Raw genomic sequence first — 16356 nt, 5'->3', positions numbered from 1 at the left:
ATGGGTATTTACAAAAATGTAATTTCAGCTTTTGCTGGAGTAATTATTTTGTTCGCTTTTTTGGTTTCTTGTGAAGAGGAGCTTGATACAATAGGCGACGGTGTTATTGGTGGAGAGCCTTTTAATACGGCTAGTGCAGAATTTGAAGTTTTTGCTTTCAATAAAGGACTTAATGCTGTCCAAACAAATAAAATGCCATTGTATCAAATGGGAACTTATAATGACCCCATTTATGGACTAAGAGAGGCAAAAGTTACCACACAATTGACCTTGCCAAATTTACAAGGGATAACAGAATATGGTAATCTTAGTGCAGAAGAAGAGTTGTTACAAGATAATTCTGGTAACAACGATACCATTCCGGAAAATGAAGTTGTAAAAGAAGTCATTCTGTATATACCTTATCAACAAGTACCCGCAGCGAGTAGAGATGCTGATAACGATGGAGTACAAGATGAGTTTGATAACGATTCAACTGATCCAGACACTGATGAGGATGGTGATGGTGTCACGGATAACGAAGAAAGAGTAGCAGGAACAGATCCTTTTAATCCAGATACTGATGGCGATGGTATTGGCGATGCTGAAGATGAATCAACAATAATAAATTCTTTTCCAATAAATTTTGCTTTAGATAGTATATTTTCAAATTCAATAAGAAAAGATGAAATTATAGGCTCAACTTTTGGTTTTAAGGTGGAAAGATCAACTTTTTTTCTAAGAGACTTAGATCCTAATACGAACTTCCAAGAAGCTCAAGAATATTATTCGACCCAACAATTTTCACCAAGTTTTGTTTCAGAAGTTTTGGCAGATACTACAGTTACAATTAGCAGTCTCGAGTATTTGTTTTTTGAAGAAGATGATCCCGATACCGAAGATGAAGATGAATCAGAGGTTGTAGAAACGCGACTAAATCCAGGCATTCGAATAAAACTGGATACTCAATTTTTTCAAGAAAACTTTATAGATAAAGAAGGAAGTACAGAATTTCAAAGTCAGGCAAATTTTAGTGATTTCATTAGAGGATTACATTTTACGCTAACTCCTCCTGCTGGACAAGATCTTATGCTTTTGTTTGATTTATCCCAAGCGAACATTACAGTGACATATGAATTCGATGATTTCGTTGTTGATGATAGTGATACAGACGCTGATACAACGACAGGCGAAATTGAAAGAGTTGAAAGAGATTTTACGATTAACTTTTTCCAAAATATTAATAACAATACCAATGGCAACGCAGTTAATACTTATATAGACGAACCTTATTCATCAGATATAATTGCTTCTCTGGATGATGATGTGAGTGATTCTAGAATATACTTAAAAGGAGGTTCGGGATCATATGCCGAAATAAATTTATTTGAAGAGGATAATGGTACTAACATAATTTCTGAAATCAAAAGCAACAATTGGATTATCAACGAGGCTAATCTTGTATTTTATATTGATAGAAGCCTTATTGATAGTGAATCTAACGCAACAGAACCGCCTAGATTATATTTATTTGAATTAGAAAGTTTAGATCCATTGTATGATATAACAAATGAAACTTCTACTTCAATTACTCCCTTAGGTCAATTTTTAAACTACGATGGTATTATTGAAAGGGATGATGATGGTAATGGGGTAAAGTATACTGTTAGACTTACTGAATATGTTAATGATTTGATTCTGCGTGACGAAGAAAATGTAACCCTTGGTCTAACTCTTTCTTCTGATATAAGTATTACCGGGGCATTAGAATCTCAATCTACGGATATGAATAATCCGAGTATTCCTGTATTGTCAAATATAAATCCTTTAGGTACCGTCCTTTATGGACCAAATGTAGATTTGCAAGACGATGATAAAAAATTAAAGCTGGAAATTTTTTATACTGAAGCAAATTAGCAGCCAATTTTTGTTCCGTATACCAGTTGTGTGTTTTTTTCGTTAATACATCTAGAGTTTAACAAGTTTATTCATTCAAATATTATTTTTGCAAATGAAAACTTGTTTGACAGAACCTCAAATAAACTAATAATATGTGTGGAATAGTTGGTTATATTGGGCATAGAGATGCCTATCCAATAATAATTAAAGGCTTACAAAGGCTAGAATATCGTGGCTATGATAGTGCGGGGGTCGTTCTTTTTGATGGTGAAAGTATGCAGCTTTCAAAAACAAAGGGAAAGGTTGAAGATTTAAAAAATAAAGCCACTCAATCAATAGATACAAATGGTAAGTTAGGTTTAGGCCATACAAGGTGGGCTACACATGGTGTTCCTAACGATGTTAACTCACATCCACATGTTTCTAATTCGGGCGATTTAGTCATTATTCATAATGGAATAATAGAGAATTACGAATCAATTAAAAAAGCTTTAATCAAGAGGGGTTACACCTTTGAATCTGATACTGACACAGAGGTTTTAGTTAATCTTATTGAGGAAGTAAAAAAGAAGGAGGGTGTAAAACTTGGGAAAGCAGTTCAAATTGCATTAAATCAGGTAATAGGAGCATATGCTATTGCAGTTTTTGACAAGAACAAACCTGATGAAATTGTAGTAGCAAAACTTGGAAGTCCCTTAGCTATAGGTATTGGAGAAAGTGAATATTTTATTGCTTCTGATGCTTCACCGTTTATCGAGTTTACCAATAATGCCGTTTACCTTGAAGATGAAGAAATGGCTATTATACGAATTGGAAAAGAAATAAAGTTACGTAAGATAAAAGATGATGCTATAAGCTATCCTAACATTTTAGAACTCCAAATGAACTTGGAGGAAATTGAGAAGGGTGGCTACGATCACTTTATGCTTAAAGAAATATATGAGCAACCTAGGGCAATTCATGATACTTATAGAGGTCGTTTGTTAGCAGATGAGGGTTATATTAGAATGTCAGGAATTGATCATAATATTGAGAGATTCTTGAATGCTAACCGTATAATTATTGTAGCCTGCGGAACGTCATGGCATGCGGGATTAGTTGCTGAGTATATTTTTGAAGATTTAGCTAGAATTCCTGTTGAAGTCGAATATGCTTCAGAATTTAGATACAGAAACCCTGTAATCACGGAAAAGGACATTTTGATTGCTGTTTCGCAATCTGGCGAAACAGCAGATACTCTAGCAGCTATTAAAATGGCCAAAGAAAAGGGAGCATTTGTTTTCGGAGTTTGTAATGTGGTCGGATCTTCTATAGCACGTGAAACACATGCTGGTGCTTATACACATGCGGGACCTGAAATTGGTGTGGCTTCAACTAAAGCCTTTACAACCCAAATAACGGTTTTAACAATGATTGCTCTAAAACTAGCTAAAGAAAAAGGTGAATTTTCACAATCTAAGTACCATGAATTTTTGACGGAACTCGAGGGTATACCGCAAAAAGTTGAGAAGGCCTTAAAATCAAATGATTTAGTAGAAAAGATAGCTGAGGTTTATAAAGATTCTACAAATTGTTTGTATTTGGGAAGAGGTTATAATTTTCCTGTTGCTCTTGAAGGAGCCTTGAAATTAAAAGAAATTAGTTATATCCATGCTGAAGGTTACCCTGCTGCGGAAATGAAACATGGGCCTATTGCTTTGATTGATGAAGAAATGCCCGTAGTTGTAATAGCTACAAGAAAAGGACACTACGAAAAGGTAGTTAGTAATATTCAAGAAATTAAATCACGTAGTGGTAAAATTATTGCAATTGTAACAGAGGGTGATGAAACCGTTAAAGGCATTGCTGACCATGTTGTTGAGGTTCCTGAATCATCAGAAGCTTTAACGCCATTGTTAACTACAATTCCTTTACAATTGCTTTCATATCATATTGCGTTAATGAGAGGTTGTAATGTCGATCAGCCAAGAAATTTGGCAAAATCAGTTACTGTTGAGTAATTATCTACCAAAGCATATTTTTGTAAAACCGTCATTTATGACGGTTTTTTTTGTTAAATTCTCACTTCAAACCGTGTTTTTTTAAAGAAAAAGTACTATGCATGCATAATTTCTTTTTCTTTCCGTGGATATAATCTTAAAAAAATGTATATTCCGCTCAAATTTTTAACGCTGATTTAAAACTAACTTAACGCAAATTCAAGTCTAATGAAAAATTTAATTTTGGCATTTTTCCTAATCTTGGGAACATCTTTAATGTCACAAACTACAGTTACTGGAAAAGTTGCAGATGAAAATGGAAATCCTGTACCAAGTGCAAATATTGTTATAGTAGGTGTGGCAGAAGGAACGGTAGCGGATTTTGATGGTAATTTTACTTTAACTACTTCGCAGACGCCTCCATTTGATTTAAAAATATCAAGTATAGGATATAGTACTGCAACCGTTGCAGTTACAGAAAATAATCAATCCTTAGCCGTTATATTGAATGAAAACTCTACAGCACTTGATGAAATTGTGATTTCGGCTTCGAGAACGCCAGAACGAATTTTTGAATCACCAGTATCTGTTGAACGTTTCGGTTTAAAAGAAATAAAGAATACAACTGCGGAATCTTTTTATGGCGGTCTGCAAAATCTAAAGGGTGTAGATATCAATACCAACAGTTTAACTTTTCAATCTATAAACACAAGAGGTTTTGCAACTTTTGCAAATACAAGATTTATGCAGCTGGTAGACGGAATGGATAATACTGCCCCAGGTTTGAATTTTGTATTAGGTAATTTAGTTGGTATGTCTGAACTAGATGTTCAAAGTGTTGAGATATTACCAGGGGCATCTTCGGCTTTATACGGTGCCGGTGCATTTAATGGTATACTATTTATGCGTAGTAAAAATCCATGGGATTTTCAGGGAATCAGCGCATATGGTAAAACCGGTATAACATCTCAAGAGGCTGCCGGTGATAATCAGTATTATGATTTTGGTATTCGAGCCGCACATGCTTTTAGCGACAAATTTGCTGCAAAAGCTACCTTTTCATTCTTGAAAGGTGAAGATTGGCATGCAAATAGAACTGATGATTTGGCCAACCCAGGAGCTGATCGGTCGAACCCAGCTTACAATGGTTTAAATGTTTATGGTGATGAAGTTGGTACGGTCTTAAATTTTGATGTTTTAGGAGGATTACCTGCTGGTACGGTAGGGTCAGCTTTTGTTAGTAGAACGGGCTATAATGAGAGCGATTTAACAAATTATAACGCGGAGAGTGTAAAAACGGATTTCTCTTTGCACTACAGACCTTTTGCCGATGATTTAGAACTTATATATAATGGTCGTATCGGTCGTGGTACTACTATATATCAAGGTATTAATAGATACGCAGTACAAGGTTTTACTATGCAACAGCATAAATTAGAATTGAAAAATGATAACTTTTTTATAAGAGGATATATTGTTTCAGAGAACTCAGGTGATGCCTATGATACAAGATTTACTGCTATAAATGTTAATAGAAGGTGGAAATCTGATTTAGCATGGTTTGGTGATTATGCGGCTACTTTTATAGGAGCTAAATTGGGAGTGGGATCAGGTGTTTTAGCAACAGATGAACAAGCACATGCTGCAGCTAGAGCGGCTGCCGATACCGGACGTTACGAACCGGGAAGTGCTCAGTTTAAAAGTGCTTTTAATGCTGTTACAAGTGATGGTGACTTGACAACAGGTTCAAAATTTATTGATAACACGAAATTCCGACACGTAAATGGTAACTATAATTTAGCGCATTTGATTGATGATTGGGCAGATATTCAAGTTGGCGGCTCTTGGAGAGAATACGAACTAAATTCAAGTGGAACTATATTTACTGATATTGATGGACCAATTACTTATCAGGAGTATGGTGGTTACATGCAAGTACAGAAAAAGCTAGCTGATGAAAGACTTAAATTAACGGTGTCAGGTCGTTATGATAAGAATGAATTCTTTGATGGTTTCTTCTCGCCTAGAGCTGGTTTTTCAGTTACACTAGGAGAAAACAGAAACCATAATCTACGAGCCTCGATACAACAAGGATTTAGAAACCCAACTACTCAAGATTTATTTATTGGACTTGATGCAGGTCAAGCAATTTTAGTTGGTTCTGCGCCAACTAACCTTGATAGAGATATTAGAACTTTTCCAGTTAGTCAGCCAGGCCAGGTATTTACAGGTGGAGCCGAAACGGTTCAAGTAACAGGTAGATCGGCCTATGAAAATGCGTATTCATTAAGTTCTGTTGGTGCGTTTTCTGCTACCGGCGACCCGACGGCTTTAGAGATAGCTACACCAGGTCTTGTTCAACCGGAAGAAATTACTGCTGTGGAAGCGGGTTACCGTGCTCAGCTAGGTAAATTTACTATTGATTTAAGTGGTTACTATAACAGTTATGCAAATTTTATTGCTAACGTAACGACTATCGTTCCATTATACGGACAGGTGGGCGATAATTCATTATCTGTTTTAGCTCTTGCAAATGGAGATTTTAAAGCGTACCAAGCCTATACCAATTCAACAGTTGATATTAATTCATGGGGAGCTACAATAGGCGTTGATACTAAAATTTTGGGAGATTTTGATTTAGGTGTTAACTATACCTTTACCGATTTAGATTTCGATAAAGTTGCTTTCCCCGATTTTAGAACTAATTTCAATACACCAAAACATAGAGTGAAGGCTTCTTTTGGTAATACAGAGCTTTTTAAGAATTTCGGATTTGGAGTAAACTATCGTTGGAGCGATTCATATTTCTGGGAAGCTTCGTTTGCTGATGGTGACGTTCCTTCATTTACCGTGCTTGATGCTCAAGTGAATTATACTGTTCCAGGTATTAAATCTGTATTTAAGGCAGGAGCATCCAACATTTTGAATGAAGAATACTTTCAAGCTGTTGGTTCCGGTTTGATAGGTTCCATTTACTACGTGTCTTGGACAATCAATCCATAATAACATAACATTTACTTTTTAACAAAGGCAGCCGCAATGGCTGCTTTTTTGTTTTAAAAAAAGATTATGGAAGTTTCTAATTACAAAACGAAAAACATATCTTTGCAGCCGGAAAAAAGAGGGTTTTTCCCACTAAGAAATTGAATAAAACGAAATAAGCAAGTAATGGCTAAAGTTACAGGTAAAGTTGCCCAAATCATCGGACCAGTTATTGATGTTGAATTTGAATCAGGAACTGAGATTCCTAAAATTTATGATTCTTTAGAAATAGACAAAGAAGATGGCTCAAAACTAGTTCTTGAAGTACAATCTCATGTTGGTGAAAATACGGTAAGAACAATCTCAATGGACTCAACAGATGGGTTAAGCAGAGGTGTTGAGGCTGTAGCAACTGGTAGCTCTATACAAATGCCAATAGGTGAAGATGTTTATGGACGTCTTTTTAATGTAATCGGGGATGCAATTGATGGAATGGAGAATTTGCCAAAAGCTGGTAAAAATGGACTTCCAATTCACCGTGAAGCACCAAAATTTGAAGATCTTTCTACTTCAACAGAAGTTCTTTTTACAGGTATCAAAGTAATTGATTTAATTGAGCCTTATGCCAAAGGTGGTAAAATTGGATTATTTGGAGGTGCAGGTGTTGGTAAAACGGTATTAATTCAAGAGTTAATTAACAACATTGCAAAGGGTCATGGTGGTCTTTCGGTATTTGCAGGGGTTGGTGAACGTACAAGAGAAGGAAATGACTTGCTTAGAGAGATGTTGGAGTCTGGTATCATTAAATACGGTGATGATTTCACGCATTCAATGGAAGAAGGCGGATGGGATTTATCTAAAGTTGATAAAGAAGCAATGAAAGAGTCAAAAGCGACTTTCGTTTTTGGTCAAATGAATGAGCCTCCAGGAGCTCGTGCTCGTGTAGCTTTATCTGGATTAACAATTGCTGAATACTTCCGTGATGGGGCAGGTGATGGCCAAGGTAAAGATGTTCTTTTCTTTGTTGACAATATCTTCCGATTTACACAAGCAGGTTCTGAAGTATCTGCATTATTAGGTCGTATGCCATCTGCAGTAGGTTACCAACCTACATTAGCAACTGAAATGGGTGCAATGCAAGAACGTATTACATCAACAAAAAGAGGTTCTATTACTTCAGTACAAGCGGTTTATGTACCAGCGGATGATTTAACGGATCCAGCGCCAGCAACAACTTTTGCGCACTTAGATGCGACAACGGTACTTTCTCGTAAAATTGCGGAGCTTGGTATTTATCCAGCAGTTGACCCGTTAGATTCAACTTCTAGAATTTTAACTGCTGATATTTTAGGTGATGATCATTACGGTTGTGCGCAACGAGTTAAAGAGTTATTACAGCGTTATAAAGAGCTTCAAGATATCATTGCAATTCTGGGTATGGAAGAGCTTTCTGAAGAAGATAAACTTGCTGTAGGACGTGCTAGACGTGTACAACGTTTCTTATCACAACCTTTTCATGTAGCAGAGCAGTTTACAGGAATCCCAGGAGTTTTAGTTGATATTAAAGAGACTATTAAAGGTTTTAATATGATTATGGATGGTGAATTAGATCACTTACCAGAGTCAGCATTTAACTTAAAAGGGACCATTGAAGAAGCTATTGAAGCTGGTGAAAAAATGCTTGCGGAAGCTTAAATACTAACAAACTAATTACTATAAAAATGTATTTAGAAATTGTATCTCCAGAGGCTACTCTTTTTTCAGGTGAAGTAACTTCAGTTACGGTGCCTGGTATTAATGGTGAGTTTCAAATGTTACAAAACCACGCTCCGATTGTATCATTATTACAAGAGGGTAGTGTAAAATTTCAAGGTGATATTTCAATAGAAGAAGAATTCCAAAATAAATTCTCTCAAGGCGCCAGTGGGGAAACCATTTTAGCTATTAATAGCGGTACCATTGAATTAAAGGATAACAAGGTGATAGTTTTGGCTGATTAAACCAAAACGATATAATTCAAAAAAAGCTGCTTATTTCAAGCGGCTTTTTTTTGTCATTAATATTTCGATAAAGATGCTACTTTTGATTTATGTCAGATTTCCCTGAAAAATTATCCAGAAAACTTATAAGGCGCCAAGAGGAGAATAGTTTTCGAGAGCTAAAGCCTCAACAAGATTTGATTGATTTTTCATCTAATGATTATTTGGGCTTATCCAGAACATCGTTATTGCAAAGTGCAACTAATGAGATATTGAAATCAAATAGTTCTTTTAACGGGGCTACTGGTTCGAGATTGCTTACTGGCAATCATAATTTATATTCAGAATTAGAGTCTTATTTAAAGTCTTTTTATGACTTTGAAAGTGCTTTGATTTTCAACTCGGGTTATGACGCTAACATCGGTTTTTTTTCTTGTGTACCACAAAGAAATGATATTATTTTTTATGATGAATTGATTCATGCTAGTATTCGTGATGGCATTAAAATGAGCAATGCAAAGGCATTTAAATTCAAGCATAACAATGTTGATGATTTAAGAGGTCAGATTGACAAGATTAGAGAAAAGGATTTTTATGAGGAAATTTATGTAGTGACGGAGTCAGTTTTCTCTATGGATGGTGATTCCCCCAATATAAGCGAACTTGCAAAATTTTGTAATGAACATAGCCTATATTTTATAGTAGATGAAGCTCATGCTATTGGTGTTTTTGGTAAGGGTTTAGTGGTCGAAAAGAACTTACAAGAAAAAGTTTTTGCCCAGATTATTACATTTGGAAAGGCAATAGGCAGCCATGGTGCGGCAATTTTGGGTAGTAAACCTTTAAAAGAATACTTGATTAATTTTGCGCGAAGTCTTATTTATACAACGGCCTTAGCACCCCATTCCATCGCATCTATTTTAGCTGCACATCAATTTTTAGAAGTTGAATATGGCAAAAGTTTAATAGAGAAATTAAGACAGAATATTCACTATTTTAACCAGACAATTGAAGCACTGCACCTAAGGCAAGTATTTTTGTTGAGTACATCTGCTATTCAAATTGCGTTGATATCGGGTAACATAGCCGTTAGAAGTTTATCAATAACCCTAATGGCAAGTGGTTTTGATATTCGTCCAATTTTAGCACCAACGGTTCCTAAAGGGAATGAGCGCTTAAGAATTTGTCTGCATGCTTTCAATACGAAAGATGAAATAGAAAGAGTTTTATTATTGATTAAAGAAAATGGGTAAAGACTTGATTACTTTAGGCAGCTTTGAGTTTTTGGCAGATGTTCAAATTATCAAAGGAAAGTTAGAATCAGAAGGAATTTCAGTAACATTGAAAGATGCGAATACCGTTGGTGTTGAACCCTTTGCCAGCAACGCAATAGGCGGAATAAAATTACAGGTACATCAAGAAGATAAGGAGCGAGCACAAGAAATATTTGATCAAGTACGTAATTATGCTGTTGATGAAGACGGGGAATTAATCGTCTGTCCAAATTGTAAGGCAGAAAAATCAGAGGTACTTTATCAACGAAAAACAATTTTTTATAAACTCTTTCCATTTTTTGAACCGAAAAAATACCGCTGTGCCAATTGTCAATTTATTAGAAAAGCTGAAAAATGAAATTCTTTATTACAGGGATATCTACTGAGGTGGGAAAAACAATTGCCTCTGCAATTGTAACAGAAGCTTTAGAAGCAGATTATTGGAAGCCCATACAAGCAGGTGATTTAGACAATTCGGATACGCATAAGGTCAAAGCTTTAATTTCAAATAAAAAATCTGTCTTTCATCAAAATAGTTATGCATTAAAAACTCCTATGAGTCCTCATGCGGCAGCTGAAATTGATGGTGTTCAAATTTATTTAAAGCAAATAGTGGAACCTGAGACAGATAACCATTTGGTAATTGAAGGCGCTGGTGGGTTGTTAGTTCCAATAAATGATGATGATACTATTTTAGATTTGATTAAACCGGACTATAAGGTAATTGTAGTTTCAAGACACTATTTAGGTAGTATCAATCATAGTTTATTGACCATAAAGGCATTACAAAATAAGGGTTATCAACCTGGAATAATCTTTAGTGGAGATGAACATACTACAACAGAAAATATTATTTTAAAGAAGACTCAAGCCACTTTTTTAGGTAGAATTAATGAAGAAAAAAATATTAATCAAGCAGTTATAGAAAAACATGCTGCTTTATTAAGACCTTCTCTACTTAAGTTTTAACCTTTCATAGATAATAGCATTATCGACAGTATCTAATGGTTTATAAAGTTTTAATAGCTGTAAATTAATATAGAAGTTTGCTTTGTATTCCTTTTTATCAAAAACACGTCGATTTTTTCTTGTAACAATATGACTAGGAGATTTTTGTTCGATTATAAATTGTAATTCTTTTTCACCAGTTGCCCTTGGATTTTCATAAGCAAAAAACATTTCATCTTTTAAAATATTGCTAGGTTGGGTTGCACTCTTGGTAACCGGTTTTGCATTCATTAACCAATATCCAATGTGATACTCAGCAAAATATATGTTTGAAGAATTAATCCCATAATCCTTAAAGTATTTTGGAACAGTTATGCCTTCGCCATTAAATACAGAACCTCTTTCTATTTTATGTTTGATAATATTGTAATATTCTAAATAGCTTTCCACTGGAATTAAAAAAAGAAATAGACTAATAAATGGAATGAATTTTTTGAGTCTTAAAGAATATTTTTTCTTAATTAATATTGCTATAAATGCCAAAATCGTTGGGTAAATTAAGATTAGATAATGGCCATTCACTCTTCCTCCTTTAATAAAAGCCAATAGCGTTCCAAAAATTGAACCAATAATAAATAGCGTATTATGGTTTTTAAAATTTAATAATCCTCTTTTCCATGAATACCATATTAATAAAATAAAGGGTGATAAATACGCTAAGAGTTTTATGAATGAATCATTTCTAGCACCCGCATAAGCCAACGGTGCTTCAACAACAGATTTCCACCAAAGCATAGACAAATCATCTTTGTAATAAGGTAAAAAACAAATCACAATTATTACAAGAGCACCTAAGCCATATAAAATGGGATTTAAAATTGATAATATTGATTTTTCATTTTTGTAGGAAGTCCAAATGATAATTAAACCTAAAATGAGGGCAACGTAGGCAAGGTTTAGTTTTATCATTAAGGCACATCCAACTAAAATGCCTATTCCTATCCATTTATAAATCGAGTTTTTAGTTGTTACCATTAACCATATTGCTGGTGTCATGAATGCCATTGCAATATGTTCTGACATAATTCCTTGTAAACTACCAAATAAACTTTGAAGAATTATACATAGCACTGCTGTGATTAAAGCTATAGACTTTGATGCTTCTTCTTTGGCCAATTTGTAGGTAAAAAATGAAGAAGTGGTAACTAATAAAACACCAATTAGTCTAATTGCAATAAAACTTTTCCCAAAAAAATAAATAATGGAGCCAAAGAAGAAAAAGATTAAAGGAGGTTTTATATCCCATAATTCTGTAAAGGGAAGATATCCATCTACCCAAGATTGACCCATTAATATGAAAGAACTTTCGTCTCTATCAATATAGTCTCTAAAGAAGAATGGCAAACGAATGAATAGACAATATAGAAATAGGATGGCAAAAATTGCCTTTTCTGATAAATTTGAAATAGAATTATGAATTGGCATATAACTATGATGTTCTATGAAATCTCCAAATTTTTAAAAGATCAAACCAAAGTTTAAAAAAATAGGTCACTTTTACTTTTGATTCTCCTTGATCTACCCATCTTTTGACCGGCACTTCTTCCATAAAGTCTAAAGCATCTGATTTTCCATAATATTTTAACAGTCGGCTGAAAATTTCAACATCAAATAACCATTTAGAAATAAAAGGGTCTTTAAAAGCAATTTTTGCAACTTCAGAATCAAAAACTTTGCACCCGCATTGGGTATCGTAAACTTTGATATCAAGAATACTCGAAATAAAAGTTGCTATAATTCGACCAGCTAAAAATCTTGAAAACTTTCGATCTACCACGGAACCAATTTTCAAAATTCTTGATGCAAAAACAAAACGTTTATCATTTTCTAAAAATGAAAAATAAGAATAGCACTCTTCAAGAGAGGTAGCTAAATCAGCATCTAAATATGCAATAGCATTTTCACTATTAAGAATATGCAATACGCCCGTTCTAACTGATTCTGCTTTTCCTTGATTCTTGACATTGGTTAATACGGTAATTCTTTCTACAAAATTCTCTTTTATGCCATTTAAAATTATTCCCGTATTATCAGAAGAGGCGTCATTGACAAAGCAAATTTTACACGCCGGATAGTTTTTCAAAAAGGTTAAAAAACTATCAACAGGTAATCGATTTGCTTCGTTATAACAAGGAACAATTATAGTCAAGATTATTTGGCTGAAATTTGTGCAAATATAAGTTATGATTTTATAGTGTAAGTATTGGAATAAATTGAAATACCTCGCTTCTTTTCCCATCTTTGTAACTATAGTATTTTGCTCTTGAGAAAACCTATGAAGAAAGAAGAACTAATTACTCGCGATAAAAAACATATTTGGCACCCTTTAACTCAACATAAGACTGCGGCTGCTCCATTAGCAATAACAAAGGCCAAAGGAGCATTAATTTGGGATGAACATGGCAAACAATATATTGATGGAATAGCCTCTTGGTATACGGCGATGTATGGTCATTGTAATGAGGATATTACTGCTGCTTTAAATAAGCAAATGCAAGAATTAGATTTTGTCATGTTTAGTGGTTTTACTCATAAGCCAGCTATTGAACTTTCAGAGCGTTTGATTCAAATTTTACCAGATAATCAATCTAAAATATTTTTTAATGATAATGGTTCTACTGCAATTGAGGCAGGTATAAAAATGGCTTTGCAATTTCATCATAATCAAGGAAAACGTAGAGATACTCTAATTGCATTTGAAGATGGATTTCATGGTGACACTTTTGGAGCAATGAGTGCATCAGGTATTTCTTCTTATAACGGGCCATTTGAAAATTTTTTATTGAAAGTCGAAAGAATACCAATACCAACAGACGAAACGATTGATGAAGTATTAGGCAAGTTGGATATTATTTTAAAATCAAATTCTTGTGCTGCTTTTGTTTTTGAACCACTAATTCAAGGCGCTGCCGGTATGAAATTCCATTCTGCAAAAGGATTGAATATGCTAATCAAAAAATGTCAAGAACATGATGTGCTTTGCATTGCTGATGAGATCATGACTGGTTTTGGTAAAACAGGAAAGAATTTTGCCTGTGATTATTTAGAACATAAACCTGATATTATTTGTTTGAGCAAATCACTTACGGCCGGAATGTTTCCCTTAAGTATAACAAGCTGTAGCCAACAAATTTTTGATGCTTTCTTAAGTAATGAAACAGCAAAGGGTTTCTTTCATGCACATACCTATAGCGGACACCCTTTAGGTTGTGCTGCTGCGCTAGCAGGACTGGACTTGCTTGTTTCACCTCATATAAAGGAACGAAGAAAATATATTGAAGGTGAACATCAAAAGTTTTTAAAACAAATAGAAAATCATCCGAAAATTGAAAATGCCCGAACGCTTGGTGTTGTATTAGCAATTGACTTAAAAGTTGAAACTAATCGTTATGGTAAATTACGAGATGAAATGTATAAATATTTTATGGCGAAAGGAGTCAATCTGAGACCTCTTGGAAATACAATTTATACTTTGCCCCCTTACGTTATTACTAATGACCAATTGCATAAAATTTATCAATCTATTTCAGATTTTTTAAATTCTTAATACTCCGTATCAGTTGATTCTAAAAAATCAAATTCCTGCTCATTAACTTCAACTCGTATTTCATGATAAATCCACTCATCTGCTTTTCCGCTTGCATCTATAAATAAACTACCATTTCCTTTTGACCCAGATATAGGGATGACCATTTTGGCACTTTTGTCACCATTTATCCAATTAATATTACCTTGTATCACACCATCTTTTTCAATAGGTGAACCCAAAATATTCATTAGTTCCTCGTCTTGATTAATAAGTTCAAAAACATATTCATAAGGTTGTGAATCTTCCATGACATTGGTAATACCCCAAAATAGACTACCAAACAATACAACCAAACCTATGATTAGTGTTAGACAACCACCTAAAGGTAATGCCCATTTCCAGTTTCTTTTCAACCAATTTGGTTGAGGTACTAACTCATTATTCATGGTTTCTTTACTTTTATTGGAATCATGAAGGTAAGAACTTTTACTTTTGCTGAATTAATTCGACAATTGAAAGAGCCTATCTCCATAACAGCTATATCTTCCATTTCCTCAATAGGAAGTTCACTCAAACAAACTTGGGAAGCTTATCAAAAAAATTCTCATTATTTAGAAAATATTAAGATAGGCAACGATGAGGTTTACGCAGCCACATTGCCAGAATCTTTAGTTTCAGAAATTGAAATTTTAAGAAATTCAGATTCGAAATATAAATATCTTGATTTATCAGTGCTTTATGCAATGTATACTTCGAGATTTGCTATTGAAACCTCAGGTTGGACAACCGGTGATAATTTTGGTGTCAACATAGGCTCTTCAAGAGGGGCAACTTCACTCTTTGAGCGTTATCACAAGGAATTTTTGAAAAGTAATAATACCTCAACTTTAACATCACCGACCACAACTTTAGGTAATATCTCTACCTGGGTTGCTCATGACTTGGGAACAAAGGGTCCAAATATTTCACACTCCATAACCTGTTCTACGGCCTTACATGCAATGCTAAATGGTATTGCATGGATTCAAAGTGGAATGGCAGATAAATTTTTAGTAGGAGGTAGTGAGGCACCATTAACTGCTTTTACTATTGCTCAAATGAAAGCTTTAAAAATTTATACATCAACATCCCCTTCTAGTTTTTCAACTACTAATAAAACAGTCTCGGTCGAGAATTTTTTCCCATGCCGAGCACTAGATTTAGAAAAAACAAAGAACACTATGGTATTAGGTGAAGGTGCATCAGTGGCTTGTCTTGAAAAGGGTAGTTCAAGTAATACAATAGCAAAAATTATAGGTCTTGGTTATGCCACAGAGGCTCTTGAGCACAATGTATCTATATCAAAAGATGCTCAATGTTTTCAAGATAGTATGACCATGGCTTTAGGTGGTCAATCTGCTGATAATGTAGATGTTGTTGTTATGCATTCTCCAGGAACGGTAAAAGGAGATAAGGCAGAATATAATGCTGTTAAGAAGGTGTTTTGTAACAAAACTCCTTTTTTGACGACAAATAAATGGAAGGTAGGGCACACTTTTGGTGCTTCAGGAATGCTAAGTATTGAAATGGCAATTCTAATGCTATTACATCAAAAAACTATTCCAGTTCCATTTGTTCCAATACAAGATAAGCCATCAACTATTTCTCGAGTAATGGTTAATGCAGTCGGTTTTGGGGGGAATGCAGTTTCAATCTTACTTTCTAAATAAAACTGACAACAGTTACTT

Annotated in this window: 13 protein-coding genes; 10 read left to right on the top strand and 3 right to left on the bottom strand. The window is 34.4% G+C overall.

Translation table 11 applies throughout. From position 1 onward, the window contains the following. The 8 genes from RM542_RS01245 to bioD all read left to right on the top strand — a co-directional run bounded on the left by RM542_RS01245 (position 1) and on the right by bioD (position 11061). Positions 1–1896 carry a DUF4270 family protein gene (locus RM542_RS01245; protein WP_311383888.1) on the top strand — a complete coding sequence of 632 codons (1896 nt, stop codon included), beginning with the start codon at positions 1–3 and terminating at the stop codon, positions 1894–1896. Between the two features lie 134 nt (positions 1897–2030). After that, on the top strand, positions 2031–3878 hold the full coding sequence (glmS, locus tag RM542_RS01240) for a glutamine--fructose-6-phosphate transaminase (isomerizing) (protein ID WP_311383887.1): 1848 nt from the start codon (positions 2031–2033) through the stop codon (positions 3876–3878). A 207-nt stretch (positions 3879–4085) separates the two neighbouring features. Next, positions 4086–6860: a TonB-dependent receptor domain-containing protein gene (locus RM542_RS01235; protein ID WP_311383886.1), complete on the top strand. Its 2775-nt coding sequence runs from the start codon at positions 4086–4088 to the stop codon at positions 6858–6860. Between the two features lie 165 nt (positions 6861–7025). Further along, positions 7026–8534 carry a F0F1 ATP synthase subunit beta gene (gene atpD, locus RM542_RS01230; protein ID WP_311383885.1) on the top strand — a complete coding sequence of 503 codons (1509 nt, stop codon included), beginning with the start codon at positions 7026–7028 and terminating at the stop codon, positions 8532–8534. 26 nt (positions 8535–8560) lie between these two features. Continuing rightward, positions 8561–8839, top strand: coding sequence for a hypothetical protein (locus RM542_RS01225; RefSeq protein WP_311383884.1), 279 nt, complete (start codon positions 8561–8563; stop codon positions 8837–8839). Between the two features lie 89 nt (positions 8840–8928). Further along, complete coding sequence (locus RM542_RS01220; RefSeq protein ID WP_311383883.1) at positions 8929–10071, top strand: 8-amino-7-oxononanoate synthase; 1143 nt, start codon at positions 8929–8931, stop codon at positions 10069–10071. Further along, on the top strand, positions 10064–10450 hold the full coding sequence (locus RM542_RS01215; protein ID WP_311383882.1) for a DUF2007 domain-containing protein: 387 nt from the start codon (positions 10064–10066) through the stop codon (positions 10448–10450). Before RM542_RS01220 ends, RM542_RS01215 begins: the two co-directional genes overlap by 8 nt. Continuing rightward, positions 10447–11061 (top strand): dethiobiotin synthase, encoded by a 615-nt coding sequence (bioD, locus tag RM542_RS01210; protein ID WP_311383881.1) that lies wholly within the window; start codon positions 10447–10449, stop codon positions 11059–11061. Before RM542_RS01215 ends, bioD begins: the two co-directional genes overlap by 4 nt. On the opposite strand, the gene RM542_RS01205 is transcribed toward bioD, so the two are convergent. Together RM542_RS01205 and RM542_RS01200 are read right to left on the bottom strand one after the other, a co-directional pair. After that, positions 11047–12525, bottom strand: a complete 1479-nt coding sequence (locus RM542_RS01205) for a glycosyltransferase family 39 protein (RefSeq protein ID WP_311383880.1) — start codon at positions 12523–12525, stop codon at positions 11047–11049. The genes bioD and RM542_RS01205 overlap by 15 nt on opposite strands. A 4-nt stretch (positions 12526–12529) precedes the next feature. After that, a complete protein-coding gene (locus RM542_RS01200; protein ID WP_311383879.1) occupies positions 12530–13249 on the bottom strand; it encodes a glycosyltransferase in 720 nt (239 codons plus the stop codon). A 126-nt stretch (positions 13250–13375) separates the two neighbouring features. Between RM542_RS01200 and bioA the strand changes: the two genes are divergently transcribed. Next, positions 13376–14647 (top strand): adenosylmethionine--8-amino-7-oxononanoate transaminase, encoded by a 1272-nt coding sequence (gene bioA, locus RM542_RS01195; RefSeq protein WP_311383878.1) that lies wholly within the window; start codon positions 13376–13378, stop codon positions 14645–14647. On the opposite strand, the gene RM542_RS01190 is transcribed toward bioA, so the two are convergent. After that, on the bottom strand, positions 14644–15075 hold the full coding sequence (locus RM542_RS01190; protein ID WP_311383877.1) for a cytochrome c oxidase assembly factor Coa1 family protein: 432 nt from the start codon (positions 15073–15075) through the stop codon (positions 14644–14646). The two genes, bioA and RM542_RS01190, sit on opposite strands and share 4 nt — an antisense overlap. Before the next feature lie 24 nt (positions 15076–15099). On the opposite strand from RM542_RS01190, the gene RM542_RS01185 reads away from it, so the two are divergent. Then, positions 15100–16338 carry a beta-ketoacyl synthase N-terminal-like domain-containing protein gene (locus RM542_RS01185; RefSeq protein WP_311383876.1) on the top strand — a complete coding sequence of 413 codons (1239 nt, stop codon included), beginning with the start codon at positions 15100–15102 and terminating at the stop codon, positions 16336–16338. Positions 16339–16356: the final 18 nt, after the last annotated feature.

It is taken from the genome of Croceitalea sp. P059 (assembly GCF_031846365.1).
GTDB classification, from domain to species: Bacteria; Bacteroidota; Bacteroidia; order Flavobacteriales; family Flavobacteriaceae; genus Croceitalea; species Croceitalea vernalis.
The sequence above is the reverse complement of the archived record's forward strand: the minus strand, read 5'-3'. Positions and strand labels throughout refer to the sequence as shown.

Excerpts from the sequence above, each read along its gene's own strand:
- RM542_RS01220 (WP_311383883.1), top strand. The coding sequence starts at position 8,929 with ATGTCAGATTTCCCTGAAAAATTATCCAGAAAACTTATAAGGCGCCAA.
- RM542_RS01225 (WP_311383884.1), top strand. The coding sequence starts at position 8,561 with ATGTATTTAGAAATTGTATCTCCAGAGGCTACTCTTTTTTCAGGTGAA.
- bioD (WP_311383881.1), top strand. The coding sequence starts at position 10,447 with ATGAAATTCTTTATTACAGGGATATCTACTGAGGTGGGAAAAACAATT.
- RM542_RS01235 (WP_311383886.1), top strand. The coding sequence starts at position 4,086 with ATGAAAAATTTAATTTTGGCATTTTTCCTAATCTTGGGAACATCTTTA.
- RM542_RS01215 (WP_311383882.1), top strand. The coding sequence starts at position 10,064 with ATGGGTAAAGACTTGATTACTTTAGGCAGCTTTGAGTTTTTGGCAGAT.
- glmS (WP_311383887.1), top strand. The coding sequence starts at position 2,031 with ATGTGTGGAATAGTTGGTTATATTGGGCATAGAGATGCCTATCCAATA.
- atpD (WP_311383885.1), top strand. The coding sequence starts at position 7,026 with ATGGCTAAAGTTACAGGTAAAGTTGCCCAAATCATCGGACCAGTTATT.
- RM542_RS01205 (WP_311383880.1), bottom strand. The coding sequence starts at position 12,525 with ATGCCAATTCATAATTCTATTTCAAATTTATCAGAAAAGGCAATTTTT.
- bioA (WP_311383878.1), top strand. The coding sequence starts at position 13,376 with ATGAAGAAAGAAGAACTAATTACTCGCGATAAAAAACATATTTGGCAC.
- RM542_RS01190 (WP_311383877.1), bottom strand. The coding sequence starts at position 15,075 with ATGAATAATGAGTTAGTACCTCAACCAAATTGGTTGAAAAGAAACTGG.
- RM542_RS01185 (WP_311383876.1), top strand. The coding sequence starts at position 15,100 with ATGAAGGTAAGAACTTTTACTTTTGCTGAATTAATTCGACAATTGAAA.
- RM542_RS01245 (WP_311383888.1), top strand. The coding sequence starts at position 1 with ATGGGTATTTACAAAAATGTAATTTCAGCTTTTGCTGGAGTAATTATT.